This window comes from Streptomyces sp. NPDC049627, from assembly GCF_044465645.1.
GTDB lineage: Bacteria > Actinomycetota > Actinomycetes > Streptomycetales > Streptomycetaceae > Streptomyces.
Map to the genome: position 1 here is coordinate 50,027 of NZ_JBITLW010000006.1, position 23,649 is coordinate 73,675.

At 70.0% G+C, this 23,649-nt stretch carries 30 protein-coding genes; 19 read left to right on the top strand and 11 right to left on the bottom strand.

Features of this window, described 5'->3' with window-relative positions:
* Nucleotides 1–295 precede the first annotated feature (295 nt).
* The 6 genes from ACIBU0_RS17230 to ACIBU0_RS17255 all read right to left on the bottom strand — a co-directional run bounded on the left by ACIBU0_RS17230 (nt 296) and on the right by ACIBU0_RS17255 (nt 6,091).
* Complete coding sequence (locus tag ACIBU0_RS17230; RefSeq protein WP_398818449.1) at nt 296–1,798, bottom strand: sensor histidine kinase; 1,503 nt, start codon at nt 1,796–1,798, stop codon at nt 296–298.
* Nucleotides 1,795–2,532, bottom strand: a complete 738-nt coding sequence (locus ACIBU0_RS17235) for a response regulator transcription factor (protein WP_398818452.1) — start codon at nt 2,530–2,532, stop codon at nt 1,795–1,797. Before ACIBU0_RS17235 ends, ACIBU0_RS17230 begins: the two co-directional genes overlap by 4 nt.
* A gap of 124 nt (nt 2,533–2,656) precedes the next feature.
* Entirely contained in the window at nt 2,657–2,851 is a 195-nt protein-coding gene (locus tag ACIBU0_RS17240) for a hypothetical protein (RefSeq protein ID WP_398818454.1), read from the bottom strand.
* 49 nt (nt 2,852–2,900) lie between these two features.
* The gene (locus tag ACIBU0_RS17245) at nt 2,901–3,968 is read right to left on the bottom strand and encodes a S1C family serine protease (RefSeq protein ID WP_398818456.1); all 1,068 of its coding nucleotides are present in this window, start codon (nt 3,966–3,968) and stop codon (nt 2,901–2,903) included.
* A 193-nt stretch (nt 3,969–4,161) separates the two neighbouring features.
* Nucleotides 4,162–5,184 (bottom strand): LacI family DNA-binding transcriptional regulator, encoded by a 1,023-nt coding sequence (locus ACIBU0_RS17250; RefSeq protein WP_398818459.1) that lies wholly within the window; start codon nt 5,182–5,184, stop codon nt 4,162–4,164.
* A gap of 127 nt (nt 5,185–5,311) precedes the next feature.
* Nucleotides 5,312–6,091 carry a winged-helix domain-containing protein gene (locus tag ACIBU0_RS17255; protein ID WP_398818462.1) on the bottom strand — a complete coding sequence of 260 codons (780 nt, stop codon included), beginning with the start codon at nt 6,089–6,091 and terminating at the stop codon, nt 5,312–5,314.
* Between the two features lie 170 nt (nt 6,092–6,261).
* Between ACIBU0_RS17255 and ACIBU0_RS17260 the strand changes: the two genes are divergently transcribed.
* From ACIBU0_RS17260 to ACIBU0_RS17295, 8 genes are all read left to right on the top strand, one after another.
* Nucleotides 6,262–7,131: an alpha/beta hydrolase gene (locus tag ACIBU0_RS17260; protein WP_398818465.1), complete on the top strand. Its 870-nt coding sequence runs from the start codon at nt 6,262–6,264 to the stop codon at nt 7,129–7,131.
* A 214-nt stretch (nt 7,132–7,345) separates the two neighbouring features.
* A complete protein-coding gene (locus tag ACIBU0_RS17265; protein ID WP_398818468.1) occupies nt 7,346–7,600 on the top strand; it encodes a MoaD/ThiS family protein in 255 nt (84 codons plus the stop codon).
* A 2-nt stretch (nt 7,601–7,602) separates the two neighbouring features.
* Entirely contained in the window at nt 7,603–8,853 is a 1,251-nt protein-coding gene (locus ACIBU0_RS17270; RefSeq protein WP_398818471.1) for a hypothetical protein, read from the top strand.
* 255 nt (nt 8,854–9,108) lie between these two features.
* The gene (locus ACIBU0_RS17275) at nt 9,109–9,846 is read left to right on the top strand and encodes a DUF2993 domain-containing protein (protein ID WP_398818474.1); all 738 of its coding nucleotides are present in this window, start codon (nt 9,109–9,111) and stop codon (nt 9,844–9,846) included.
* Nucleotides 9,847–10,096: 250 nt separating this feature from the next.
* Nucleotides 10,097–10,177, top strand: coding sequence for an Ms5788A family Cys-rich leader peptide (locus ACIBU0_RS17280; protein WP_350751515.1), 81 nt, complete (start codon nt 10,097–10,099; stop codon nt 10,175–10,177).
* Between the two features lie 129 nt (nt 10,178–10,306).
* A complete protein-coding gene (locus tag ACIBU0_RS17285; RefSeq protein ID WP_398818477.1) occupies nt 10,307–11,146 on the top strand; it encodes a sulfurtransferase in 840 nt (279 codons plus the stop codon).
* A 64-nt stretch (nt 11,147–11,210) separates the two neighbouring features.
* A complete protein-coding gene (locus ACIBU0_RS17290) occupies nt 11,211–11,501 on the top strand; it encodes a DUF1416 domain-containing protein (protein WP_004000115.1) in 291 nt (96 codons plus the stop codon).
* Between the two features lie 102 nt (nt 11,502–11,603).
* A complete protein-coding gene (locus ACIBU0_RS17295) occupies nt 11,604–11,864 on the top strand; it encodes a DUF3099 domain-containing protein (protein WP_398818480.1) in 261 nt (86 codons plus the stop codon).
* A 123-nt stretch (nt 11,865–11,987) separates the two neighbouring features.
* On the opposite strand, the gene ACIBU0_RS17300 is transcribed toward ACIBU0_RS17295, so the two are convergent.
* The gene (locus ACIBU0_RS17300) at nt 11,988–12,350 is read right to left on the bottom strand and encodes a DsrE family protein (protein ID WP_004000117.1); all 363 of its coding nucleotides are present in this window, start codon (nt 12,348–12,350) and stop codon (nt 11,988–11,990) included.
* Nucleotides 12,351–12,497: 147 nt separating this feature from the next.
* Here ACIBU0_RS17300 and ACIBU0_RS17305 point away from each other — a divergent pair, with 147 nt between their 5' ends.
* The 6 genes from ACIBU0_RS17305 to ACIBU0_RS17330 all read left to right on the top strand — a co-directional run bounded on the left by ACIBU0_RS17305 (nt 12,498) and on the right by ACIBU0_RS17330 (nt 17,164).
* Nucleotides 12,498–13,229 (top strand): hypothetical protein, encoded by a 732-nt coding sequence (locus ACIBU0_RS17305; protein WP_398818483.1) that lies wholly within the window; start codon nt 12,498–12,500, stop codon nt 13,227–13,229.
* Nucleotides 13,226–14,008, top strand: coding sequence for a hypothetical protein (locus tag ACIBU0_RS17310; RefSeq protein ID WP_398818486.1), 783 nt, complete (start codon nt 13,226–13,228; stop codon nt 14,006–14,008). The genes ACIBU0_RS17305 and ACIBU0_RS17310 overlap by 4 nt, the downstream gene beginning before the upstream one ends.
* On the top strand, nt 14,005–14,856 hold the full coding sequence (locus ACIBU0_RS17315) for a hypothetical protein (protein ID WP_398818489.1): 852 nt from the start codon (nt 14,005–14,007) through the stop codon (nt 14,854–14,856). Before ACIBU0_RS17310 ends, ACIBU0_RS17315 begins: the two co-directional genes overlap by 4 nt.
* Nucleotides 14,857–15,098: 242 nt before the next feature.
* On the top strand, nt 15,099–15,674 hold the full coding sequence (locus ACIBU0_RS17320; RefSeq protein WP_398818492.1) for an FABP family protein: 576 nt from the start codon (nt 15,099–15,101) through the stop codon (nt 15,672–15,674).
* Between the two features lie 62 nt (nt 15,675–15,736).
* A complete protein-coding gene (locus ACIBU0_RS17325; protein ID WP_398818495.1) occupies nt 15,737–16,189 on the top strand; it encodes a Fur family transcriptional regulator in 453 nt (150 codons plus the stop codon).
* A gap of 9 nt (nt 16,190–16,198) precedes the next feature.
* Nucleotides 16,199–17,164, top strand: coding sequence for a YgfZ/GcvT domain-containing protein (locus ACIBU0_RS17330; RefSeq protein ID WP_398818498.1), 966 nt, complete (start codon nt 16,199–16,201; stop codon nt 17,162–17,164).
* Here ACIBU0_RS17330 and dtd read toward each other — a convergent pair.
* Complete coding sequence (dtd, locus tag ACIBU0_RS17335; protein ID WP_398818501.1) at nt 17,161–17,586, bottom strand: D-aminoacyl-tRNA deacylase; 426 nt, start codon at nt 17,584–17,586, stop codon at nt 17,161–17,163. The two genes, ACIBU0_RS17330 and dtd, sit on opposite strands and share 4 nt — an antisense overlap.
* A 181-nt stretch (nt 17,587–17,767) precedes the next feature.
* Here dtd and ACIBU0_RS17340 point away from each other — a divergent pair, with 181 nt between their 5' ends.
* Together ACIBU0_RS17340 and ACIBU0_RS17345 are read left to right on the top strand one after the other, a co-directional pair.
* Nucleotides 17,768–18,391: an aerial mycelium formation protein gene (locus tag ACIBU0_RS17340; RefSeq protein WP_398818504.1), complete on the top strand. Its 624-nt coding sequence runs from the start codon at nt 17,768–17,770 to the stop codon at nt 18,389–18,391.
* 248 nt (nt 18,392–18,639) lie between these two features.
* Entirely contained in the window at nt 18,640–19,899 is a 1,260-nt protein-coding gene (locus tag ACIBU0_RS17345; protein ID WP_398818507.1) for a GNAT family N-acetyltransferase, read from the top strand.
* Nucleotides 19,900–20,094: 195 nt separating this feature from the next.
* Here ACIBU0_RS17345 and ACIBU0_RS17350 read toward each other — a convergent pair whose 3' ends face one another.
* A complete protein-coding gene (locus ACIBU0_RS17350) occupies nt 20,095–20,274 on the bottom strand; it encodes a hypothetical protein (RefSeq protein ID WP_398818510.1) in 180 nt (59 codons plus the stop codon).
* Nucleotides 20,275–20,406: 132 nt separating this feature from the next.
* On the opposite strand from ACIBU0_RS17350, the gene ACIBU0_RS17355 reads away from it, so the two are divergent.
* Nucleotides 20,407–21,324: a GntR family transcriptional regulator gene (locus tag ACIBU0_RS17355; RefSeq protein ID WP_398818513.1), complete on the top strand. Its 918-nt coding sequence runs from the start codon at nt 20,407–20,409 to the stop codon at nt 21,322–21,324.
* A gap of 60 nt (nt 21,325–21,384) precedes the next feature.
* Here ACIBU0_RS17355 and ACIBU0_RS17360 read toward each other — a convergent pair whose 3' ends face one another.
* Nucleotides 21,385–21,573 (bottom strand): hypothetical protein, encoded by a 189-nt coding sequence (locus ACIBU0_RS17360; protein WP_398818516.1) that lies wholly within the window; start codon nt 21,571–21,573, stop codon nt 21,385–21,387.
* A 153-nt stretch (nt 21,574–21,726) separates the two neighbouring features.
* Here ACIBU0_RS17360 and ACIBU0_RS17365 point away from each other — a divergent pair, with 153 nt between their 5' ends.
* Entirely contained in the window at nt 21,727–22,602 is an 876-nt protein-coding gene (locus ACIBU0_RS17365) for a GntR family transcriptional regulator (protein WP_398818519.1), read from the top strand.
* A 32-nt stretch (nt 22,603–22,634) separates the two neighbouring features.
* Nucleotides 22,635–23,354 carry an HAD family hydrolase gene (locus ACIBU0_RS17370; RefSeq protein WP_398818522.1) on the top strand — a complete coding sequence of 240 codons (720 nt, stop codon included), beginning with the start codon at nt 22,635–22,637 and terminating at the stop codon, nt 23,352–23,354.
* Here ACIBU0_RS17370 and ACIBU0_RS17375 read toward each other — a convergent pair.
* Nucleotides 23,345–23,527: a hypothetical protein gene (locus ACIBU0_RS17375; RefSeq protein WP_398818525.1), complete on the bottom strand. Its 183-nt coding sequence runs from the start codon at nt 23,525–23,527 to the stop codon at nt 23,345–23,347. The two genes, ACIBU0_RS17370 and ACIBU0_RS17375, sit on opposite strands and share 10 nt — an antisense overlap.
* Nucleotides 23,528–23,649: the final 122 nt, after the last annotated feature.

Below are 23,649 nucleotides of genomic sequence, written 5' to 3' on the forward strand. Positions count from 1 at the left end.
CCTGGCCGGGGTCCGTAGGTTCCGTCGGCTCCACGGTGTACCAACTGGTCGAGGCGGACCCTCCCGAGCGCGGCCCCTCATCCGACCCTGACACCACAGCCAGGACGAGGAGCGAGACAGTACCGGCCGTGAACACGAGGCCCAGGGTGATCCACAGGGCGATCTTCGGTAGCGAGTTCTTCAACATGGCTCCCCCTCGTCTCAAGCGTAGGGGGAAGTGACCGGGAAGTGGATCTCCTTCCCGGCCGCTTTGGGTGAGCAACTCCGCCAAGCCGCAGTCGAATTGGGGCCGCGCCTACTGCTGCGGCTCCGCGGGCGGAGGCGTGGGCGCCCCCGGCAGCCGTACCGTCGCCACCGTGCCGCCGCCCTCCGCGCGGGCCAGCGTGACCTCCCCGCCCGCCTGCGCGACCGTACGGGCGACGATCGACAGGCCCAGCCCCGAGCCCGGCAGGGCCCGTGCGCTCGGTGAGCGCCAGAAGCGGTCGAAGACGTGGGGGAGTTCGTCTGCGGGGATGCCGGGGCCGTGGTCGCGGACGGTGAGGACGCCGTCGGCGAGTCGCACCTCGATCGTGCCGCCCTCCGGGCTGAACTTCACCGCGTTGTCGAGGACGTTGACCACCGCGCGCTCCAGGGCCGCCGGTTCCGCGCGGACGTACCAGGGCTGCAGGTCGGCGTTGATCGTCAGCTCGGGGCCACGCAGCCGTGCCCGGCGCAGTGCGGCCTCGACGGTCTCCTCCAGCGAGATCACCTGGACGCGCTCACCGCGCTGGCCCTCCGAGCGGGACAGTTCCTGCAAGTCGCCGATGAGGGAGGCCAGTTCGGTCACCTGGGCCTTCACCGAGGCGAGGAGGGCCTTGCGGTCCGCCTCGGGGATCGGGCGGCCCGTCTCCTCGCTGCGGGTGAGCAGTTCGATGTTGGTGCGCAACGACGTCAGCGGCGTCCGGAGTTCATGGCCCGCGTCCGCGATGAGCTGTTGCTGGAGTTCGCGGGAGCTGGCCAGGGCCGACGTCATGGAGTTGAAGGAGCGGGACAGGCGGGCCACCTCGTCCTCGGAGTCGTCCTCGACGGGGATGCGGATGTTCAGGTCCTCCGTGCGGGCCACGTGCTCCACGGCGTCGGTGAGCTTGTCGACGGGGCGGAGACCGGCGCGGGCCACCGCGAGACCGGCGGCTCCGGCGCCGATCACTCCGACGCCGGAGACGAGGAGGAGGATCAGGGCGAGGTCGTTCAGGGTCGAATGGGTGTTCTTGAGCGGGATCGCGATGAGGAGGGCCGTGTCGGGATACAGCTGCGGCGGTCCGGCCGGGCCCTCGACGATCAGCGGCACGGTGAGCACACGTACGGCATTGCCGTTCGTGTCGGTGCCGTTGCGCTTCACCCCGTCGAGGGTCTTCGTGTCGAAGGGGGTCCCGGGATTCGCGTTCTTGACCACCTCCTCGTCGGCGCCGGTGACCTTCACCGTGCCCGCCGAGTTCGCGGAGACGCAGGGTGTCCCGTCCGCCTTGACCAGCTGGAGGTAGTTGGGCTGCGTCCGCAGCTCGCGCTCGCTGTTGCCGGTCTGGTCGGTCGGCACGGTCTGCGGGCAGGCCTGGAGCAGCCTCACGACCTGGCTGTACGGCTGCGGCTCCGACGCCAGCCTCTTGAGGTCGGCGTCGACCTGGTCGTACAGCTTCCCCTGCACGATGAACCAACAGGTCACCGAAACCGCGGCCACCGCGAACGCCACCGCCGCCGCCACCAGCAGCGCCAGCCGCGACCGGATCGGCAGCGACCGGAACCGGCGCAGAACCTTGCTCACTCGGCCCCGCCCTGCCGCAGCACATACCCCACGCCCCGCACCGTGTGCACGAGCCGCGGCTCGCCGCCCGCCTCGGTCTTGCGGCGCAGGTACATGACGTACACATCGAGGGAGTTGGACGAGGGCTCGAAGTCGAAGCCCCAGACCGCCTTCAGGATCTGCTCACGCGTCAGCACCTGGCGCGGGTGCGCCATGAACATCTCCAGCAGCGTGAACTCCGTACGGGTCAGCTCCACCGGCCGCCCGCCCCGCGTGACCTCCCGCGTCGCCAGGTTCATGCGCAGGTCCGCGAAGGCCAGCGCCTCGTCGTCCTGCGCCGGGCCCGCACCGGCCGCCGCCGCGTACGAGCTGCGCCGCAGCAGGGCCCGGACCCGGGCGAACAGTTCGTCCAGTTCGAAGGGCTTGACCAGGTAGTCGTCCGCCCCCGCGTCCAGCCCCGTCACCCGGTCGCCCACCGTGTCGCGGGCCGTCAGCATCAGGATCGGCGTCGTGTCGCCCGCGCCGCGGATACGGCGGGCCGCGGTCAGGCCGTCCATGCGGGGCATCTGGATGTCGAGGACCACCAGGTCGGGCCGGTAGGCCGTCGCCTTCTCCAGGGCGTCGGCGCCGTCGACCGCGACCTCGGTGTCGTACCCCTCGAAGGCGAGGCTGCGCTGAAGTGCTTCGCGCACCGCCGGCTCGTCGTCGACGATCAGGATGCGCTGGGGGTCACGGTCGCCATCGGCGGGGCTCATGGGCTCGGGATCCTCGGGTGTGATGGGGACAGGGGGCTGAGCGGCTCGACGCCTCAACGCCTTCAGCCTCGCATGACTCTCGGCCTTCTCGGGCTTCTCGGCCTGCTCGGCGTTCGCGGCATTCTCAGCCCCGTACGGTACGGCGGCGGCCGCGGGCCGCGGCGGTCCTGCGGCCGGTGCCGAGCCCGGCGGTGGTCGCCAGTTCCGGAGCCCGCGAGGGCGGGGCCGTCGGCGGGTGCAGGGCGCCGGCGACCGCGAGGGCCAGGGCGAAGTCGGCCGCGCCGAAGCCAGTCGTGGTGTGCTCAACCTGCTGGATCATGACGTACTCCTACGGCTCGGGCTTCGGTGAAGTCAGTGCTGCCGTGAAGTCAGTTCTGCGAACCCGACCGCAGCTTCGCCAGGTCGGACTTGACGGTGTTGATCGGGATGGCGAAGCCGAGGCCCACGCTGCCCGCGTCGGACGAACCCGAGCCGGCGGCCGAGTACATCGCGGAGTTGATGCCGATGATGTTGCCGTTCATGTCGATCAGCGCGCCGCCGGAGTTGCCGGGGTTCAGGGACGCGTCGGTCTGGATCGCCTTGTACGTCGTCGTCGACGAACCGGTGTCGCCGTTGAACTGCTGACCGCCGAACTCGAACGGCCATCCGCCGTCCGGCTGCTGTTGCTGCTGCCCCTCGTTCGTCGAGACGGTCACGTCCCGGTCGAGGGCGGAGACGATGCCGCTGGTGACCGTGCCGGTCAGGCCCTCGGGGGAGCCGATCGCCACGACCTCGTCGCCGACCTGGACGCCGTCGGAGTTGCCGAGCGTGGCCGGCGTCAGCCCGGAGGCGTCGTGCAGCTTGATCAGCGCGAGGTCCTTGCTGCTGTCGGTGCCGACGACCTCGGCGGTGTACTGCTTGCCGTCGCTGGTCCTCACCTTGACCGACGAGGCACCGGCCACCACGTGGTTGTTGGTGACGATCTCGCCGTCGCTGGTGATGATCACGCCGGAACCGGTGGAGGACCCGGCGTTGGACTGGGCGTTGATCTCGACGATGCTCGGGCTGACCGCCTTGGCCACCCCGGACACCGTGCCCTTCTGACTGGACGGGACGACGTTGGTGGTGGTGGAGCCGGCTGCGGCGACGGTGTCGTTGCCGGTCAGCTCCTGGATGCCGTACGCCGTCCCGCCCCCGATCGCCGCGGCGACGATCGCCACGGCGGCGAGCAGAGCGACGGGACCGCGATTGCGGCGCCGTGCCTTCGGCGCCTGGGCCACGGGCTCGGCGAGGAGAGCGGTGGGGGCTCCGCCGCCGCCCGCCCGGACCGTCGGCTCGTGCGCCGGCGGGGGCGGCCACTCGGGGTTCACCGGGGAGGAGGAGGCGTGCTGCTGGGCGCCCTGGTAGGGGTTCGCGTACTGCTCGTACTCGCCGTCGCGGCGGAAGCTCTCGGTCATGCCACTGAGCTTGTCGCCCGACCATGAGAGCTCCCTGAGTGCTCCCTGAGAAGCCCGGCAGAACCTCGTATGCCCGATATAAAGCCCCCCACTGGGAAAGCCAACGGGACTGCGACGCCCCTGGGGGCGCGGGGAACTGCGCGAGAAATTACAGACGACCGGCAGCCGCGAAAGGACAGAACCACCCGAGCTGTCAGGCGCACCCGCAAGACCGTCGGACGACAAGCCGCGACGGAAACACCTTCAGCCGCTCACGCCGCGACCCCGCCACCCGCAACCCGTCATCGAGCACCAGATCCACCGCGGCCCGAGCCATGGCCGACCGGTCGGACGCGACAGTGGTCAGCGGAGGATCCGCCAACGCCGCTTCCTTGATGTCGTCGAACCCGGCGACGGCCAACTCCCCCGGCACATCCAGGCGAAGCTCCCGCGCCGCCCGCAGCACACCGATGGCCTGGTCGTCGGTGGAACAGAAGATCGCCGGCGGCCGGCCGGGGCCGGAGAGAATGCCGAGCGCCACCTGATACGCGTCGTAGCGGTTGTACGGCGCCTCGAACAGCCGCCCCTCCGTCGGGATCCCGGCCTCGGCCATCGCCCGCCGCCAGCCCTCGACGTGATCGGAGACCGGGTCGCCGACCGCCGGCGTCTCCGCGGTGCCGCCCATACAGGCGACGTACGCGTAGCCGTGCTCCAGGAGGTGGCGTACGGCGAGCTGGGCGCCGCCCAGGTCGTCCGTGACGACGGCGACGTCGTCTATGGCTTCCGGTCGCTCGTGCAGCAGCACCACCCGGGCGTCCCAGGCCTCGATCTCGGCGGCGGCCAGGTCGTTCAGGGCGTGGGAGACGAGGATGAGCCCCGACACCCGCATGCCGAGGAAGGCCCGCAGATAGTGGACCTCGCGCTCGCCGACGTAGTCGGAGTTGCCGACGAGGACCATTTTCCCGCGCTCGGCCGCGGCCCACTCGACCGCGTGCGCCATCTCCCCGAAGAAGGGCTGGCGCGCGTCCGGGACGATCAGGCCTATGAGATCCGTGCGCCGCGAGGCCATCGCCTGGGCGACCCGGTCGGGCCGGTACCCCAGTTCCTTGATCGCGGCGAGGACACGCTCGCGCGTGGCCGGGGCGACCGGCCGGGGTCCGTTGTTGATGACGTAGCTGACGACGGCAGTGGAGGTCCCTGCCAGCCGCGCCACGTCATCCCGAGTCACCTTGGCCACGCGCGGAGTCTACGCGGATGGACCCGCTCTGGGCAGGGCGTGAAGGAGCTTCCCTGTCGCCCGGCTGTCACTCCGCTGTGCGAACGCGACGCCGGTGAGCCCTGTCGGAACGGCCGCGCCTTCCTTTCTATGCCTCGGCCCGCATCTCGACGCCGTCGAGGGCGGCCGTCTCGTCCGGATCTTCCGATTTCGGCCGGTCGGCCTTGGCCTTGGCCTCCTCGGCGGCCCGGTCGACCTTCTCCGGAGTAACGAATCGATAACCGACGTTCCGGACGGTCCCGATGAGCGACTCGTGCTCGGGGCCGAGCTTGGCGCGCAGCCGTCGTACGTGGACGTCGACGGTCCGTGTGCCACCGAAGTAGTCGTAGCCCCAGACCTCCTGGAGGAGCTGCGCGCGCGTGAAGACGCGGCCCGGGTGCTGGGCGAGGTACTTCAGGAGCTCGAACTCCTTGAAGGTCAGGTCGAGGACCCGGCCCTTGAGCTTGGCGCTGTACGTCGCCTCGTCGACCGACAGGTCGCCGTTGCGGATCTCCATGGGGGAGTCGTCGGCGACGATCTGCTGACGGCCCATGGCGAGCCGGAGACGGGCCTCGACCTCCGCCGGGCCGGCGGTGTCGAGGAGTACGTCGTCGATGCCCCAGTCGGCGGTGACGGCGGCGAGGCCGCCCTCGGTCACGACGAGGACGAGGGGGCAGCCGGGGCCGGTGGAGCGCAGCAGCTGGCAGAGGCTGCGGACCTGAGGAAGGTCGCGCCGGCCGTCGATGAGGATGACGTCGGCGCCCGGGGTGTCGACGAGGGCGGGTCCTTCCGCCGGTGCCACGCGCACGTTGTGCAGCAGCAGGCCGAGGGCCGGGAGCACCTCCGTCGACGGCTGGAGGGCGTTGGTCAGGAGCAGCAGAGAACTCATACGTCTGGTTCCTCCTCGGTCCCTGCGAGGACATGTGCGGTACGGAACTGCTCTGCGATCCCGAAGGCCCGTACACCTGCGGTTTCCCGCGTCGTATACAACGCTTCCGAAAGCACAAAAGGACCCGGGGGCTACGCTGCCCGAGTCCTCTGCCCAGCAGAATAGCCCACATGAGCAACGGTCCGGCAGGTCATGTGGCACGATCGACGATTCGTCCGAACTCTGAGACATCCAGACGTACACCTTTGCGGACGTTTCTGCACACGGACGACGGCGTGACGATCGATTCCGTATACGACCCGGGTGCGGTCGTATACGACTCCTCCCGTCCATCTGCCGGTGACCTGGCGTTCGTCGTCGCCCACGGCTTCACGGGGGACGTGGACCGGCCACATGTGCGACGGGTGGCGGAGGCCTTCACGCGGCACGGGGCCGTCGTCACCTTCTCCTTCCGGGGGCACGGCGCGTCCGGCGGGCGGTCGACGGTCGGGGACCGCGAGGTGCTCGACCTGGCGGCCGCGGTGCGGTGGGCCCGCGAACTCGGGCACGCGCGCGTGGTGACCGTCGGGTTCTCCATGGGCGGCTCGGTGGCGCTGCGGCATGCGGCGCTGTACGGCGAGAACCGCAGGGACGGTGGGGAGACGGAGGAGTGCGGGGCACATACGGACGCGGTGGTGTCCGTGAGTGCGCCGGCGCGCTGGTACTACCGGGGTACGCCCCCCATGCGCCGTCTGCACTGGCTGGTGACCCGGCCCGAGGGACGTCTGGTGAGCCGCTACGGATTCCGTACCCGGATCCACCACCGTCAGTGGAACCCGGTACCGATGTCCCCGGTGGAGTCGGTCCCGCTCATCGCGCCGGCCCCGTTGCTGATCGTGCACGGCGACCGGGACGGCTACTTTCCGCTCGACCACCCGCGCACGCTGGCCGAGGCGGCGGGTGACCACGGTGAACTGTGGCTGGAGCCGGGCATGGGGCATGCCGAGCACGCGGCCACCGACGAGCTGCTGGACCGCATCGGGGCCTGGGCCGGCGCGTAAGGCCCTGTCGTCACATTCCCGCCTGCCCGGCGGCGTCTGGCACGCACGCTCGCCGCGTTGCCGAACCGCCCACGTGGCTCCGCCACGAGGGCGCTCCGGCGCCTTGCTATCGCACGCACCAGACGCCGTCGGGCCCGCCCTGCGGGCGGACGACGGGAATGTGACGACAGGGCCTAACCTGGCGGAGTACACAGCCGATCGATTGAGGGACCGGATGCCAAAGGTCACGGTGCGCTACTGGGCCGCCGCGAAGGCCGCGGCCGGGATCGCCGAGGAGCCGTTCGACGCCGCCACGCTCGCCGAGGCGCTCGACGCTGCGCGGGAGCGACACCCCGGGGAACTGACGCGCGTACTGCGGCGATGCTCGTTCCTCGTCGACGGTGACCCCGTGGGCACCCGCGCACATGAGACGGTACGGCTGGCCGACGGCGGCACGGTCGAGGTGCTCCCGCCGTTCGCAGGAGGGTGACGATGACCGACCAGCCGTATCAGGGACACCAGGGTCAGGGATACGACGGGTACGACCCGTATCAGCAGTCCGCGCCGACACCGGCACCGCAGGCGTGGCCCGGGCAGCAGCCGCACGACGATCAGCAGGCCGCCCAGCAGTACACGCAGCAGTGGCAGGGGCAGACCTGGGAGACGCAGGTGCAGCCCCCGGTGCCGTCGGCCTCGGCGGCGGAGACCTCGTATCTGCCGTCGCAGGGGGCGGGGGCGGCGTATGCGGGGTACCAGGGCGGCGAGTCGTCCGGGTACCGGACGGGGGGCTGGGACGGTGTGGCGCAGGGCCGGCAGGCCCAGACCCAGCAGGCCCAGGCCCAGGCCCAGGCCCAGGCCCAGGGCCATGCCCAGTTCCAGGCACCCGCACAGCCGCGGAGCCACACGCAGACTCCCGCCCCCCAGCCCGAGGCGGAAGCAGAGCCGGGCGACGGCCCCGCCTACGGCCCCGCGACCGTTTCCGGCAACGCCCGGATCACGGACGCCCAGCGGGCCCGGCTGGAGGGCCGTTCGCCGATCATCGAGCCGGGGATGCAGCCGGCCGCCCTCACGGCACTGCTGGGGCTGCTGCTCTCGGCGACGGCGGCGGTCGGGTCGTACGCCCTCCTGGTACCCCTCGTCGCCCTGCAGGCGGTGACCGCGGCGGGCTGGTTCCGGCTGAACGGCATGTGGCCCGCCCGGCAGGGCATCGCGCTGGCCTTCGCGGGCGCGCTGACGGCGGACGTGGCGCTGCTGGCGGCCGACGGTGCGCCGGCGGCGATCCTCGGGACGCTGGGTGTGTGGGTGCTGCTGGCGCTGGTTCTGCAGCTCCGTTCGCACGCCGAACCGGACGAGCGGATGTACGGCCTGATGGCGACGGTCGCCTCGGCGGCGCTGTCGGTCCTCGCGGCCGGGTACCTCGCGGCCGACGCGGATGCGGTGACCGTGGGTGCGTTGGCGGTCGCGGTCGCCGTCCTGGCGCGGGCGCTGCCGCTGCCGACGCCGGCGTCTGTGGTGGTCGCGTTGCTTGCGGCGGCCGGGGCGGGGGTCGCGGGGGGCGCGATGACCGGGGTGGGGGCCGGTGGGGCGCTGCTCGGGGCGGGGGCGGCTGTGTGCGCCCTGATCGGGCACCGGGTGGCCGCCTACGACTATCCGTCGAGGTTCGTCCACTTCACGGCGGGGGTCGCCCTGCCGCTGTCGGCTGCGGCGCCGGCGGTGTACGTGCTGGGGCGGGCGCTGCTCTGAGACAACCGGGGGTTTTGCATCGCCCCAAGGGGCGCGGGGAACTGCGCGACCGGCCCCCGACAGCCGTTGGTCGCGCAACCCGCACCAGCACCAAGGCGCGCCGAGCAAGCCGGCCTGTCACAGGTGATCGACAATCTGCCGGTCTTTCCCCCACCGCAGGGTTACCCTCGCGCTGGACGGCCACCCGGTCGTCCTGACCGTCGTGACCGTGACGGTCGTCTTCGATGACCGCCCAGGTGGGGGGAACACCACAACATGCGCGCCCTGCGGATACTGCTGATCGTCGCCGTCATACTCGGCGGCCTCTTCGTGCTGGCCGACCGGCTCGCCGTCGGGTTCGCCGAGGACGAGGCGGCCGGCAAGCTCCAGGCCAACGAGAACCTCGCCGCCGCCCCGGACGTGTCGATCAAGGGCTTCCCCTTCCTGACCCAGGTCGTCAGCGGCACGCTGGACGACGTCGAGGTCGGCATCAAGGACTACGAGGCGACCGCCGGCACCGACGGCAGGACGATCCGGATCGACGACCTCAAGGCGAACATGAAGGGCGTCGAGTTCTCCGGCGACTACAGCTCCGCCACCGCGGCCACCGCGACCGGCACCGCGTCCATCACCTACGCCGAGCTGCTGAAGACCGCCAAGTCCGAGCCCACCCAGGTCGCCCCCGGCGTCACCGCCAACGTCATCGGCCTCTCCGACGGCGGCAACGGCAAGATCAAGGTCGCCGTCGAGGGCACCGTCCTCGGCAAGAAGCTGCCCGAGCCGGTCTACGTCCTCAGCTCCGTCACCGCCCAGGGATCCACCGTGAAGGTGCACGCCGACACCCTGCCCGAGTTCGGTGGGGCCGCCATCGCCGAGGCCCGGGTCCGTGCGATCACCGACTTCGAGCAGAAGATCGACGGCCTCCCCGGCGGCATCCAGCTGGACAAGGTCCAGGCGGCGAAGAGCGGCGTCGAGATCACGGTGAAGGGTTCGAACGTCCGCCTCGCCGGGTAGTACGGGGTCCGGAACGATCCGTATGGAGCGCATGAGAGCCCTACGGATCGCCGTCGGATCGCCGTCGGACCGCCGTGTCCGACTGGCGAGACGGCACCGTCCGCACCGTAGATGGGACCGTGACTGCATGGGCCCGCGGGCCGTGCGGATACGCCCTCCCGGGTGATTCATTCCCACATCCCGGACGATCGCGTCTCGATATATGACACCCCGGTGACACGCCCGCCTGTCCGTCCCTACGATCGAGCCCATGAAGCGACAGGCGGATCTCACGAAGCGGCGGGCAGTAGACCTGTGCCGCGTTGCCGCCATGCTCTGTCGCCCCTTCTGAGCGGAAGCTTCGACTTCTGCGTTTCCCCCCGCCCTGACCAGGGCACAGGTGCGCCGTCTCGGCACGAGCGCGCGCACCTCACGCACTCGCACGTCCCGCCGCCGCAACTGCCCCGGAGGAGAGAAGAGCATGAGCCGCAGCGACGTCCTCGTTGACGCCGACTGGGTCCAGGAGAACCTGGACAACCCCAACATCGCGATCGTGGAGGTGGACGAAGACACGTCCGCCTACGAGAAGAACCACATCCGCAACGCGATCCGCATCGACTGGACGAAGGACCTGCAGGACCCGGTCCGCCGTGACTTCATCGACCAGGAGGGCTTCGAGAAGCTCCTGTCGGCGAAGGGCATCGCCAACGACACGCTGGTGATCCTCTACGGCGGCAACAACAACTGGTTCGCGTCCTACGCCTACTGGTACTTCAAGCTCTACGGCCACGAGAACGTCAAGCTTCTCGACGGCGGCCGCAAGAAGTGGGAGCTGGACGCCCGCGAGCTGGTCGAGGAGGTGCCCGAGCGCCCGACGACCGAGTACAAGGCGAAGGCCCAGGACACCTCCATCCGTGCCTTCCGTGACGACGTCGTCGCCGCGATCGGCTCGAACAACCTGGTCGACGTCCGTTCGCCCGACGAGTTCAGCGGGAAGCTCCTGGCACCCGCCCACCTGCCGCAGGAGCAGTCGCAGCGTCCGGGTCACGTCCCGACCGCCCGCAACATCCCGTGGTCGAAGAACGCCAACGACGACGGCACCTTCAAGTCGGACGACGAGCTCAAGGAGCTCTACGCCGAGGAGCAGGTGGACCTGTCCAAGGACACCATCGCCTACTGCCGTATCGGTGAGCGCTCCGCGCTGACGTGGTTCGTGCTGCACGAGCTGCTCGGTGTGGAGAACGTCAAGAACTACGACGGCTCCTGGACCGAGTACGGCTCCCTCGTCGGCGTTCCGATCGAGCTCGGCGCCAACAAGTAAGACCCAACCCGCTCGTAACCCCCGACCGGCCTTCCTTCCGGTCAGACCCCTCTTGGAGAAAGACATGTGTGGAGCGAAGGCCGGCGGCCCCGACGCCTCGACGATCAAGCCCGGTGAGACCACGATCCAGGGTCAGGTGACCCGCGACGGCGAGCCGGTGACGGGCTACGTCCGTCTGCTCGACTCGACCGGCGAGTTCACCGCGGAGGTCCCCACCTCCGCCACGGGCCAGTTCCGCTTCTACGCGGCCGAGGGCACCTGGACCGTACGCGCCCTGGTTCCCGGCGCCACCGCCGACCGCACGGTCGTCGTCGCCGAGAAGGGCGCCCTCGCCGAGGTCGCGATCGCGGTCTGAGCGACCCAGCAGCCGAAGGGCCGCACCCCACGGGTTGGACACCCGGGGTGCGGCCCTTTGCCGTGCCCGGGCGCCCCGGCAGGAGGGACCTACTCTGGACGTATGTACGCACGGCGACGTCACATCTACTTCGCCATGATGGGGACGTGCATCGCGCTCTTCGTCCTGGCCTGGGGTGTCGTGCGCCTCTGGTCGGTCCCGGTGGCCGTGGGAATGTGCGTCGTCGCCATGGTCATCCCGCCGCTCGCCGCGATGGTCGCCAACCGGCGGGGGCCGGAGGACCGCTGGTGGGACGACCCGTCCGGCGACCCGCAGTCCGACGAGTGGTGGGACGAGCTGGACGGCAAGAAGCGCCCCCACTAGAGGGATTGCTCCCCTGAGGACGCCGGTGTCCTCGACCGAGGAGTCACCGGTGAAGAAGGGCAGGCCGCCCGGGCGCCCTCGGCGTCGCCGACACCGAGAGGCGGCTCACCCGTCCCGGCCGTCTCAGTAGACGAGCGCCTGCGTCTCGTCCCCCAGCGCCTCCTGCACGAACACCTGCGCGCCCGCGATCCGTACGCCCTCGATGACGTCCTTCTCCGTGATGTCCCGGCGGGCCGCGCACTGCGTGCACAGGGTCACGCGTCCGCCCGCCAGCAGCGAGTCGAGCAGGTCGGGCAGCGGGGCGGCGTGCGGCAGCTCGAATTCGGCGGCGCGGCCCGGCAGGGCGAACCAGGCGGACTCGCCCGTCAGCCACAGGGACACCTCGACGCCGCTGGCCACGGCCACCGCGGCCACCGTGAAGGCCTGGGAGCAGCGTTCGGGGGCGTCGGCCCCCGCCGTCACCTTGATCACGAGCTTCTTCGCCATGGCCGAATCGTAATCAACTCCTTTGCGGCTCCGCGCAACCCCGAGCCTTGGCCATGAGTCTCCTGTGCGCGCGTCATACGGAACGCGCGCTTCACTTTCGTGGGGGACCTCTTGGAAGTACCCGAAGAAGTCGATGTCGATGGTGATGTGGAAGTCGACACACCGCGCCCGCGCCGCCGTGGGCGTACGGCGCTGCTCATCGCCGCCGCCGCGGTGCTCGGTGTCCTGGCAGGCACCTGTACCGGCTACCTGATCCAGGCCGACCGCGAGCCGACGAAGCTGCCGCCGCTGTCCCAGCCCGTGATCGGCCGGGCCGAGGGAGAGCCCGAGCTGCTGTCGGCCGCCCGGGACCGCCGGGTGAAGACGGACGGCGACCTGCGGAAGCTGCTGGTGGAGCGGCCCAAGGGAGCGAAGGACACCGACAACGAAGCCGGCTCCGACGGCTGGGTCGGTCTCGCCGAGTACGCGGATCTCTACCGCGGGCCGTCCGGCACCTTCAGCAGGCTCGCCAGTGACGAGTTCCGCCGGGCGGCCACGGTCTCGTGGAAGGTCGGCGAGACATACATCGCCGAGTCGTTCCTGGTGCAGTTCCACCAGGAGGACAAGCTGTCGGCCGCCGGATGGGCCGAGAACGGCACCCACTGGGCCGAGAAGGAGGACGACACCCGCAGCTGGCACCTCCCGGGCACCGGAGAGGACAACGGGACGGTGTTCGTCCACGACACCCCCGAGCGCAAGCCCGGCTACCTCCCGCTGTACTCGGCCGAGGCGTACGCCTGGCGCGGTGACATCTGCATGGAGATCCGGATCTGGGACAGCAAGCCGATTCCCAAGGCCAAGATCATGAACCTGGCCCGGCAGCAGATGGAGAAGCTGTGAGCGACCACAAGGAGGCCACCGACAACAAGCCGGTGCGTCGTCGCCGTATCGCCGCCGTCGCCGGAACCGCACTGCTGGCCGCCGCCCTCGTCGCGGGTGTCGGCCACACCGTCGTGACCGTGCGGAACGCCGACCGCGACCCGGGCAAGCCGACCTGGGAGCAGCCGAAGGTCGCCAAGGAGGAGGCCGCGGGCGAGCCGAAGGCGGGATCGCTGAGCGCCCTCTTCGTGCCGTTCGACGCCACCGGCTACAAGCGCGGCCCCGACATCGGGCGGCATGGCGCCGACGTCGAGTTCGACGAGCAGCAGGCCGTCGCCGTGCGCAAGGAGCCGTTGAAGGACCTGCCCCGCTCCACGCGCAAGGTCTTGGAGAAGGAGGTCGACAAGCAGCGCGTCGAGGGCATGGCGATGCGCAGTTACCTGCTCCTCGACGGTTACGCGTTCGACGAGCAGGCCCCTTTCACGGCCCAGGTCACGCTGACGCGGATGGCCAACCGTGACGCCGTACGCAGGCTCTCGACGTCGTTCAACTCCTTCTTCGCGGCCAACGACCTCTTCCGCAAGGGGCCGACGGTCAAGGGGCACAAGGAGGCGCGGTGCTTCCTGACACCCGAGGCCGACGACGAGCAGGACCTGGACCGCCTGTTCTGCTCGGCATACGTCGGTGACGTGCTGGTCAGCGTCAGCGCCAGCGGCCCGAGCCCGCTGGACACCAAGGCCGTGGCCACCTTCCTGACCGCACAACTCGACCGCATCGACGACCCGGGGCAGGCCGTATGACCGAGCAGACCGAGACCCAGGCAGAGAGCCGGGCGGAGACCCCGCCACCGGCGGTGTCGGACGCCCCCGCCCCACCCCCCGCCCGGAAGAACCGCCGTGTCCTGCGTGCCGTCGGCCGCTGGACCGCCGCGGTCACCGTCTTCGGCGTGCTCGGTGCCGGTACGGCATACGGGATCACGCGGATGGAGCGGACGGACGTCCCCGGCCTCGCCACCGAGTCCGACGGGCGCTGGGCCTACCCGGAGCTCACCCGGCCGCCGCTGCCCGCCGGCCGCCCGGCACCGCTCGCGGTGGACAACCATGCCAATGCCCACTACGCGGATCTGCGCGCACTGCTGCTCCCGGCGCCCGAGCGGGCCACCGAGGACAAGGCGCTGCGCGGCGACGACGGCTGGCTCGCCACGAAGGACTTCCTGGCGGTGTACGCGACGGGCAAGGACCGCAGCGAGGCCGGCCAGAGGCTGACCGACTTCGGTCTGCGGCACGTCGCGGCCCGCGGCTGGACCACCCCGGACGGCACCCGTACCGGTGTCTACCTGCTCCAGTTCGACACCGGTGAGGTCGCCGACGTGATCTTCGATGACTTCACCGAGTACGACGCCCCGGTGTACGCGCTGCGGGGCGCCGCCGAGGCGGAGTACGACAAGGGGTTCCCGGCCGCCGCCTCGCTGGAGGGCGTGCGCCGCTTCGCCTACGACGAGTCGAAGCCGTACGGGCCCGAGCAGGTCCGGCAGGCCTACATCGTCTGCGGGGACGTGGTGGCCCTGGTCGTGCAGTCCCGCAAGGGCACCGCCGCGGCCGTCCCCTTCCAGCAGACGGTGATGTCGCAGAGCCTGCTCCTGGGCTGAGCCACCTGGGGGACCCCCCGAGGGCACACCTCACACGGAGGACCGGGTCCCGGCCGCGTAAGCTGGGGCCCGGCCCTGTGCAGTACCCGCATACCCCGCTCAACCGAGGAGCACCCCGTGGAGATCTTCTTCGAAACCCTGCTGGTCCTGGTCTGCGTCGGCGTGCTCGCCTTCGCGGGGCTGACCGTGAAGAAGCTGTACCAGGGCCAGCGCTGACCGACCACGTCCAGGAACTTCCGCTGATGATCGAGATCCCGTCCGACCTCCACAAGGACCTCGTCCCCCTCGCCTTTCTGCTCGGCAACTGGGCCGGCGCGGGTGTGCACGACTTCCCCGGCTCCGAGAAGTGCAACTTCGGTCAGGAGGTCGCCTTCACGCACGACGGCCGGGACTTCCTGGAGTACCGGTCCCACACCTGGGTGCTGGACAACGACGGCAACAAGGTCAGGCCGCTGGAGTCCGAGCACGGCTTCTGGCGCATCGATGCCCAGCGCAAGGTCGAGGTGACGATGACCCGCGACGACGGCGTCATCGAGATCTGGTACGGCGAGCTGGCCGACAAGAAGCCGCAGATCGACCTGGTCACCGACGCGGTGGCCCGCACGGCCGCCTCCCAGCCCTACACCGGCGGCAAGCGGCTGTACGGCTACGTCAAGAGCGACCTGATGTGGGTCGGCGAGAAGCAGACCCCCGAGGTCGAGCTGCGCCCCTACATGTCGGCGCACCTGAAGAAGGTCGTCACCCCGGAGGAGGTCGAGCGCTGGGCCAAGGCCCTGCCGGACGACCTGCCGGACGACGGGATCGCTTTCTTCAAGTAGGCCTTCTCCAAGTAGGCCTACTTCGAGCAGGCAGCCGTTCGAGTAGTTCTAGACTCGTCGGTGTGGTGAGCACCGACTGGAAGAGCGACCTCAGGCAGCGCGGCTACCGGCTGACGCCGCAGCGGCAACTCGTGCTCGAAGCCGTGGACACCCTTGAGCACGCGACCCCCGACGACATCCTCGTGGAAGTGAGGAAGACGGCGTCGGGGGTCAACATTTCCACCGTGTACCGGACCCTGGAGCTTCTGGAGGAGCTCGGGCTGGTCAGCCATGCCCATCTCGGGCACGGAGCGCCGACGTATCACCTGGCGGACCGGCACCACCACATCCACCTCGTGTGCCGTGACTGCTCGAACGTGATCGAGGCCGATGTGTCGGTGGCCGCCGAGTTCACGGCGAAGCTGCGTGCGACCTTCGGGTTCGACACGGACATGAAGCACTTCGCGATCTTCGGCCGGTGCAAGGACTGTGCACGGAAAGTCACGAACGGCAAGACTTCAACTACCGAGTCGTAGGCTTAGCGTATGAAGAGCCCTCTGCTGTCCCTGCCCGGCGCCGTACCCGCCGAGGGCGTGGACGAAGGCGTCGCCGCCCACTACGGCGATCTGTTCCGCGAGCAGCGTGCCCTCGCCGAGGGCACCGGATTCGTCGACCTCTCGCACCGCGGAGTCGTCACCGTCTCCGGCGAGGACCGGCTGAGCTGGCTGCATCTGCTGCTCACCCAGCACGTCAGCGACCTGCCGACGGGCGAGGCCACCGAGGCCCTGATCCTCTCCGCGCACGGCCACATCGAGCACGCGCTGTACCTGGTGGACGACGGCGCGACGGTCTGGGCCCACGTCGAGCCCGGCACCCAGGACGCGCTGATCGCCTACCTGGAGTCGATGAAGTTCTTCTACCGGGTGGAAGTCGCCGACCGGACGGCCGAGTTCGCGGTCGTGCACCTGCCCGCCGGCTCCATCGCCGAGGTGCCGGAGGGCGTCGCCGTACGCGAGACGCCGTACGGCCGCGACCTGTTCCTCCCGCGGGCGGACCTGGAGTCCTACGCCGGGAAGGCGGGCCCGGCGGCCGGGCTCCTGGCGTACGAATCCCTCCGCGTCGAGCACCACCGCCCGCGCCTCGGCTTCGAGACCGACCACCGCACCATCCCGCACGAGCTGGGCTGGATCGGCACCGCCGTGCATCTGCAGAAGGGCTGTTACCGCGGCCAGGAGACGGTGGCGCGGGTCCAGAACCTGGGCAAGCCTCCGCGCCGCCTGGTCTTTCTCCACCTCGACGGCAGCGAGGTCCATCTCCCCCCGCACGGCACGGAGATCCGGCTGGCCGACGAGAGCCCCGACGGCCGCAAGATCGGCTTCATCACGACATCCGTCCGCCACCACGAACTCGGCCCGGTCGCCCTCGCCCTGGTGAAGCGGAACGTGCCGGTGGACGCACGGCTGGTGGCGGGGGACACGGCGGCGGCCCAGGAAGTCGTCGTGGAGGCCTAGATCTCCAGCAGCACGGTGAACGGGCCGTCGTTCGTCAGCGAGACCCGCATCTTCGCGCCGAACCGGCCCGTCGCCACGGTCGCGCCCAGAGCCCGGAGCTGGGCGACGACCTCGTCGACGAGGGGCTCGGCGATGTCGCCGGGCGCGGCGGCGTTCCAGGTGGGGCGGCGGCCCTTGCGCGCATCGCCGTAGAGGGTGAACTGGCTGATGACGAGGAGCGGGGCGTCGATGTCGCTGCAGGACTTCTCGTCGTGCAGCATGCGGATCGACCAGAGTTTGCGGGCGAGTTGGGCCGCCTTCTCCTTGGTGTCCTCGTGCGTGACCCCGACGAGCACGCACAGTCCCTCGCCGGAGATCTCCCCGACGGTCTCGCCGTCCACGACGACACTCGCGCCGTCCACTCTCTGCACCACAGCTCGCATGCCGCCATCATGCCGTGTGCGCGAAGGTGCCAGGTGAGGAGCTTGGGGGAGACCTCTTTGGGGGCCTCTTTTTGGCTGCTTAACCCCCCATCTGGGGCTGTTCGTGGGCACTCGGTCACATAGCGGCCACTTGGGATGGCACCATGCTTCCACGCGCCGGTCGAGGGGACGGTAGAGGCACATGAGCACACCGAGTACCGGGCAGCCACCTGGGGCTGTCGTGTTGACCCACGGGGATCAGCCGGTCGGCATCCGGCCGCCCACGCAGCGTACCGCCGACGATCCGGGCCCCCAGCCGGGGCCGCGGCTGCCCGCGGAGCCGCCCGAGCAGGACCTGACCCTGCTCAGCCTGCCCGAGCTGCGCACCCTGCGCCGGGACGCCCACCGCGACGAGGCGGACCTGAGTTATGTACGGCGGCTGCTGCAGGGCCGGATCGACATCCTCCGCGCGGAACTGGCGCGGCGCTCCCCGGCAGGCGCGGCCTCCGTCGTCGATCGCCTCCCGGAGATCCTCACCGACGCCCCCGCCCGCCAACGCTCCTCGGCCCGCCATGTCACGCTGAGCACCCCGCAGAGCGAGGAGTACCGGCGGCTGGCCGCCGAGATGCTCGCCGAGGTGGAGCTGTCGGACCTGGAGGCACGTACGGATGCGGAGCTGAACACCGCGATGGGCCGGCTCGTGCGGTACGAGCAGCAGGTGTCGGGGCGTCGTCAGCGGTTGCAGCGGACGGCGGACGACTGCAGCGCGGAGATCGCGCGGCGGTACCGGGACGGGGAGGCACAGGTGGAGGATCTGCTGACGTAGTCGATGTGTAAGGGCTTCGCTCGCGCCGTGGTGGTTGACGCCGAGTGCGCGACGGACGGTCGGTGGGGGCTGGTCGCGCGGTTCCCCGCGCCCCTTGGGGCGATGCCGGCCCGCATCATCCAGCCCGTCCGGCGTTTGAGGACGAGGCCCCTTCAGGGCCGAAGCGGGGCAAGGATGGGACGGGTAGGGGCGGCGGGGGCGAGAAAACTCGGGCGACACCCCGCTCCCGCCCACCTACCGTGGGCCCCATGAGCCGCCCCGAACCCCCCATCGACGTCCGCCCCATCACCGAGGCCGACCTCCCCGACTGGACCCGGGCCCTGAACACCGGCTTCCTCCGCACCCCCGACGTCTCCGACCAGGAGATCGCCGACCGCGCGTCGTACGTCATCCCGCCCCGCACCCTGGGGGCCTTCGACACCGGCCGCTGCGTCGCGACCTTCCGTTCCTTCCCGCAGGAGCTCACCGCCGTGGGCGGCACCCCGGTCCCCGCCGACGCCATCTCGAACGTCACCGTCACCCCCACCCACCGCCGCCGCGGCCTCCTCACCCGGATGATGGCCCACGACCTGGCGGCCGCGAAGGCCCGCGGCGACGTCGTCGCCACCCTGATCGCCGCAGAGTTCCCGATCTACGGCCGCTACGGCTTCGGCCCCGCGACCTGGTCGGCCGAGTGGACCGTCGACGTCCCCCGCACCGGCCTGGACCCCCGATGGTCCGGCCCCGACGACGGCGGCCGTATCGACATCGTGGACGGCGCGGACGTCCGCAAGATCGGCCCGGAGCTGTTCGAGCGGATGCGCCACATCCAGCCGGGCACCGTCGACCGGGACGAGCGCTGGTGGCAGGTCAACACCGGTGTGCTGCGCCTGGACAGGGAGCCGTGGACCGAGCCCTTCTTCGCCGTGTACCGCTCGGCGGCCGGCGACGTCGAGGGATTGGTGTCGTACACGGCGGACGACCGCTGGGGCGACGGCATGCGGCCGCAGAACACGGCCACCGTGAACTGGCTGATCGCGACGGCACCGGACGCCGAGCGCGCCCTGTGGCGCTACCTGTGCTCGATCGACTGGATCATGACGGTGAAGAGCGGCAGGCGGTCCCCCGACGACCTGCTGCCCCTCTGCCTGCCCGATCCGCGGGCCGCCCGGATCACGACGCTGGCGGACGGGTTGTGGGTGCGGATCCTGGATGTCGTACGGGCTCTGGAGGCCCGGACGTACGACGGGCAGGGCACGCTCGTGCTGGAGGTCGTGGACGGAGCCGGGTTCACCGGTGGGCGGTATCGCCTGGAGGCGTCCGCGGACGGGGCGTCCTGCACGCCGACCACCGCTGCCGCCGAACTCACCCTGGACGTCGCCGATTTGGCGTGCCTCTGGCTCGGCGACGAGTCCGCCGTAAGGCTGGCCGCGCTGGGACGGGTGCAGGAACAGCGAGCGGGCGCCGCCCGGGTGGCCGACGCCCTGCTGCGTACGTCCAGGCGGCCTTGGTGCCCGGACATCTTCTGAGGTCCCCTCTCTGCCGGTGACAGGTCTGCTCATCCGTAGCGAGCTGTTCGGTTGTGGTTGTTGTGCGTATGCGGTTGGTGTTCGGTTGTGGCTGTGCCGTCGATGTTCGGTTGTCGGTGTTCAGTTGTGGCTGTGCTGACCGACCGGGCTCCCGGCTCCCCTCCGGAAGGGAGCCCGGCCAGCCGAACCTGGTCCCTACTGGGCCAACAGCATGACGAGGATCACCGCGCCGATGCCGCCGATCATGGTGTTCCTGGCCTTGATGCCGATGGACAGTGCGAGGAAGGCGACGATGCCCATCGGCCCGTATTTCCACTGCACGAGCTGCTCGAATCCGATGGCCAGAGCAGCGACGGCGACGTAGAGGAACGGCATGTGGCCAACCTTCCTGAAGTTTGACCATGTTGCTTAAGTTGGCGACCAACTTCACTGTAGTTATGACCGCTTGGAAGCGTCTCATAACCACCTTCCCTGGAACTGCCTAAAGATGGCGGGAAGTTGTAGTGTTTGGTCGTGGAGCCGAAACACGCCTCCGTCAATGGACGGAAGAGGTCGCAGCGGCCACAGAAGTCACATCGGGAGGTGGCCGACGAGCTGCGCGCCCGGATCACCTCGGGCGAGCTCAGGCCCGGCCAGCGCATGCCCACCCAGGCCAAGCTGGCCGACGAGTTCGGCGTCGAACGGGGAGCCGTACGGCAGGCCCTGCGCATCCTGCAGTCGGAGCACCTGCTGACCAACGTGTCCAAAGGGGCGCCGGCGACCGTCGCCCCCGACCTGGGCAAGGCGCTGACCGGCCCGGGAGCCCCTCCGCAGCCCACCATGGTGGCGCTCGCCCCGCGCATCGCCGCCGCCTTCGCCGCCCCGCACGTCGAGATCGACGCCCTGTGCCTGACATCGGTCTCCCTCACGCTCGCCATGGGCGAGCCGCTCCGCCAGATCCACGCCGGACAGCTGAAACCGGCCAAGGTCGACGTCCGCGTCCTGCTGCCGAGCCGGGACATCGATCTCGCCTTCCCGACGCCGGTGGACGCCTCGGCCGACGACGTCGACGAGGAGCTACGCCGCCGCTGGCTCGCCCAGCGCAACGCCCAGGGCCAGGTGCTCCAGCACAACCTGCTGGCGCTGCGTGCCACGCACGGCATCGATGTGCGGGTCAGCTTCCGTGCGCTGCCGTTCACTCCGCCGGTGAAGCTGTACCTGCTCAACAGCACGGAGGCGCTCTTCGCCTACTACACCCTGACGCGCCGCGAGGTGGAGATCGACCACCAGCAGCTGGAGATGTACGACGCCCCGGGCATCCAGTCGATGCTGTTCGCCTTCGAGCAGGGGGCCGGGCTGCGGGACACGACGTTCGTGGAGCAGTCGCACGTGTGGTTCAACGCGCTGTGGGAGACGATCAGTTCGGAGCTGGTGCTCACGAGCTGATCGTCCCCCACTGCGTGTGACCTGTGTGTTCGTGTGCTGTGGCGCGGTGGTGCGCATGGCTCATAGGGCGGGCCCCGAGACCAGGACGGCGAGGACGACGGCCCCGATCGAACTGACTGCCGGGCTCTTGGCCTTGATGCCTATGGTGAGCAGCAGCAGGCCGACGATGCCGGTGGCTCCGTACTTCCACTGGAGGGTCTGCTCGACGCCGACGACGAAGACGGCGGAGAGGAGTGCGAGAACGGGCATCGGTGTTTCCTCCTTCGGGCTTCCGGGGATGGAAGGATTACTTCCGCCAACTCAACCAACTTGACGCCAACTCTGACTAAGTTGTCCCCACTTGGCCCCTACTTTGAAACAAGCCGCAAACAACTCCCCGTAGATGGGGCAAAGTTGTAGCGTTTGGTCGTGACTCAGGAGAACGTGGCAGTGAACGGCAGCAGGAGACTCTCTCCCCAGGAGATCGCCGACATCCTGCGGGAACGGATCCGCGTCGGCGACCTCAAGGCGGGCGACCGCCTCCCCACCCAGGCCGAGCTGGCCGAGGAGTTCGGCGTGGAGCGAGGCACCGTACGCCAGGCCCTGCGCGCGCTCCAGGAGGACGGCCTGCTCACCAACGTGAGCAGGGGCAGCCCGCCGCGGATCGCCGAGTCGTCGCCGGGGCGGGAGGGGCCGCAGCCGACGATGGTCGGGCTCGCGCCACGGCTGACCGAGGCGTTCTCGGCCCCGCACGTGCGCATCGATGCCGCCTGTCTCACGGCCGAGAGCCTGATGCTCGCCCTGGGTGAGCCCATCCGCCTGATCCATGAGGGCACCCTCCACCCCGAGTCGATCGACGTGCGCATCCTGCTGCCCTCCCGGGACATCGATCTCGCCTTCCCGGTCCCGGTCGAGGGCGGCGAGGGCGACCTGGTCCACCAGCGCTGGCTGGCGATGCGCAACGCCCAGGCGCAGGTGCTGCGGTACAACCTGCAGGCCGTGCGCTCCACCCACGGCATCGACGTCCGCGTCACCTTCCGCGCGCTGCCCTTCACCCCGCCGGTGAAGCTGTACCTCCTCAACGAGGAGGAAGCGCTGATCGGCTACTACGTGCTCACCGAGCGGCAGGAGGAGTACGAGAGCGAGACGCTGGACATGTACGACGCCCTGGGCTCGAAGTCCGTCCTGTTCTCCTTCCTGAGGCGGGCCGGGGGGCGCGACGCCGCGTTCGTGGAGGAATCCCAGAAGTGGTTCGACGCCCTCTGGGAAACCATCACCACTGACCTGACACTCTCCTAGTGACTTCTGATACGAAGCAGCAGACTGAACCGGTGACCGCAGAGACCGAGAACGACACGGAGCAGCTCCGGGAACTGATCAGGCACGCCCGCGTCGTGCTCTGGGACTTCGACGGGCCGATCTGCCGGCTGTTCGCCGGGCACTCGGCGGAGCGGGTGGCCACCGACCTGGTGGAGTGGCTCGAGGGGCGGGGGCTGCACGGGCTGCTGGCAGAGGACGAACGAGAGTCCCTGGACCCGCACGTCGTCCTGCGCGCCGTCGACCGTCGGCACCCCGGCAGTGACCTGGTGGCGGAGCTGGAGGAACGTCTCACCCAGGAAGAACTGCGGGCGACGTCCTCCGCGATGCCCACCGCGTACGCCGACCCGTTGATACGCACCTGGACGGCGGTCGGATCCCGGCTGGCCATCACCACGAACAACTCGCCCCGAGTGGTCCGCACCTATCTGAACGGCCGGGGGCTGCTCCCCTGCTTCAGCCCTCACGTCTACGGCCGCACCCAGGATCTCCATCACCTGAAGCCGGACCCGCACTGCCTCAACCGGGCCCTGAGCGCCATGGGGGCGGCTCCCTCGTCCGCCCTGATGATCGGTGACACGCCCTCCGACCTCGTGGCCGCGAACAGCGCCGGCGTCCCGTTCCTCGGCTACGCGCGTAACGCACGCAAGGACAAGCTGCTGCGGGAGGCCGGAGCCACCTCCGTCGTGGACTCGCTGTGGTCGGTGCTGACACTGGTCCGGGCTCAGGCCTGAATCATCAGCCACGCGAACAGGACGGCGGCCCCCACGGCCAGACCGGCCCGCCGCGCCCGCATGCCGACGCCCATCGCCAGCAGGAGCAGCACGCCGACGACTCCCAGCTTCGTCTGCGCCTGTATGCCCAGGACGAGCTCTAAGAGCCCCCGGGTGACTTGTAGCAGGAGCATCTCCCCACCCACCTTCCGCTTTCCTGCAACTCTTCAACCAGCCGTCCAATTGGACTGGTTGGCCTGAAGGTGGTCTGCCCTACTCGGTAGATCCCTTAACCAACTGGTCCACTTGGTGGCCG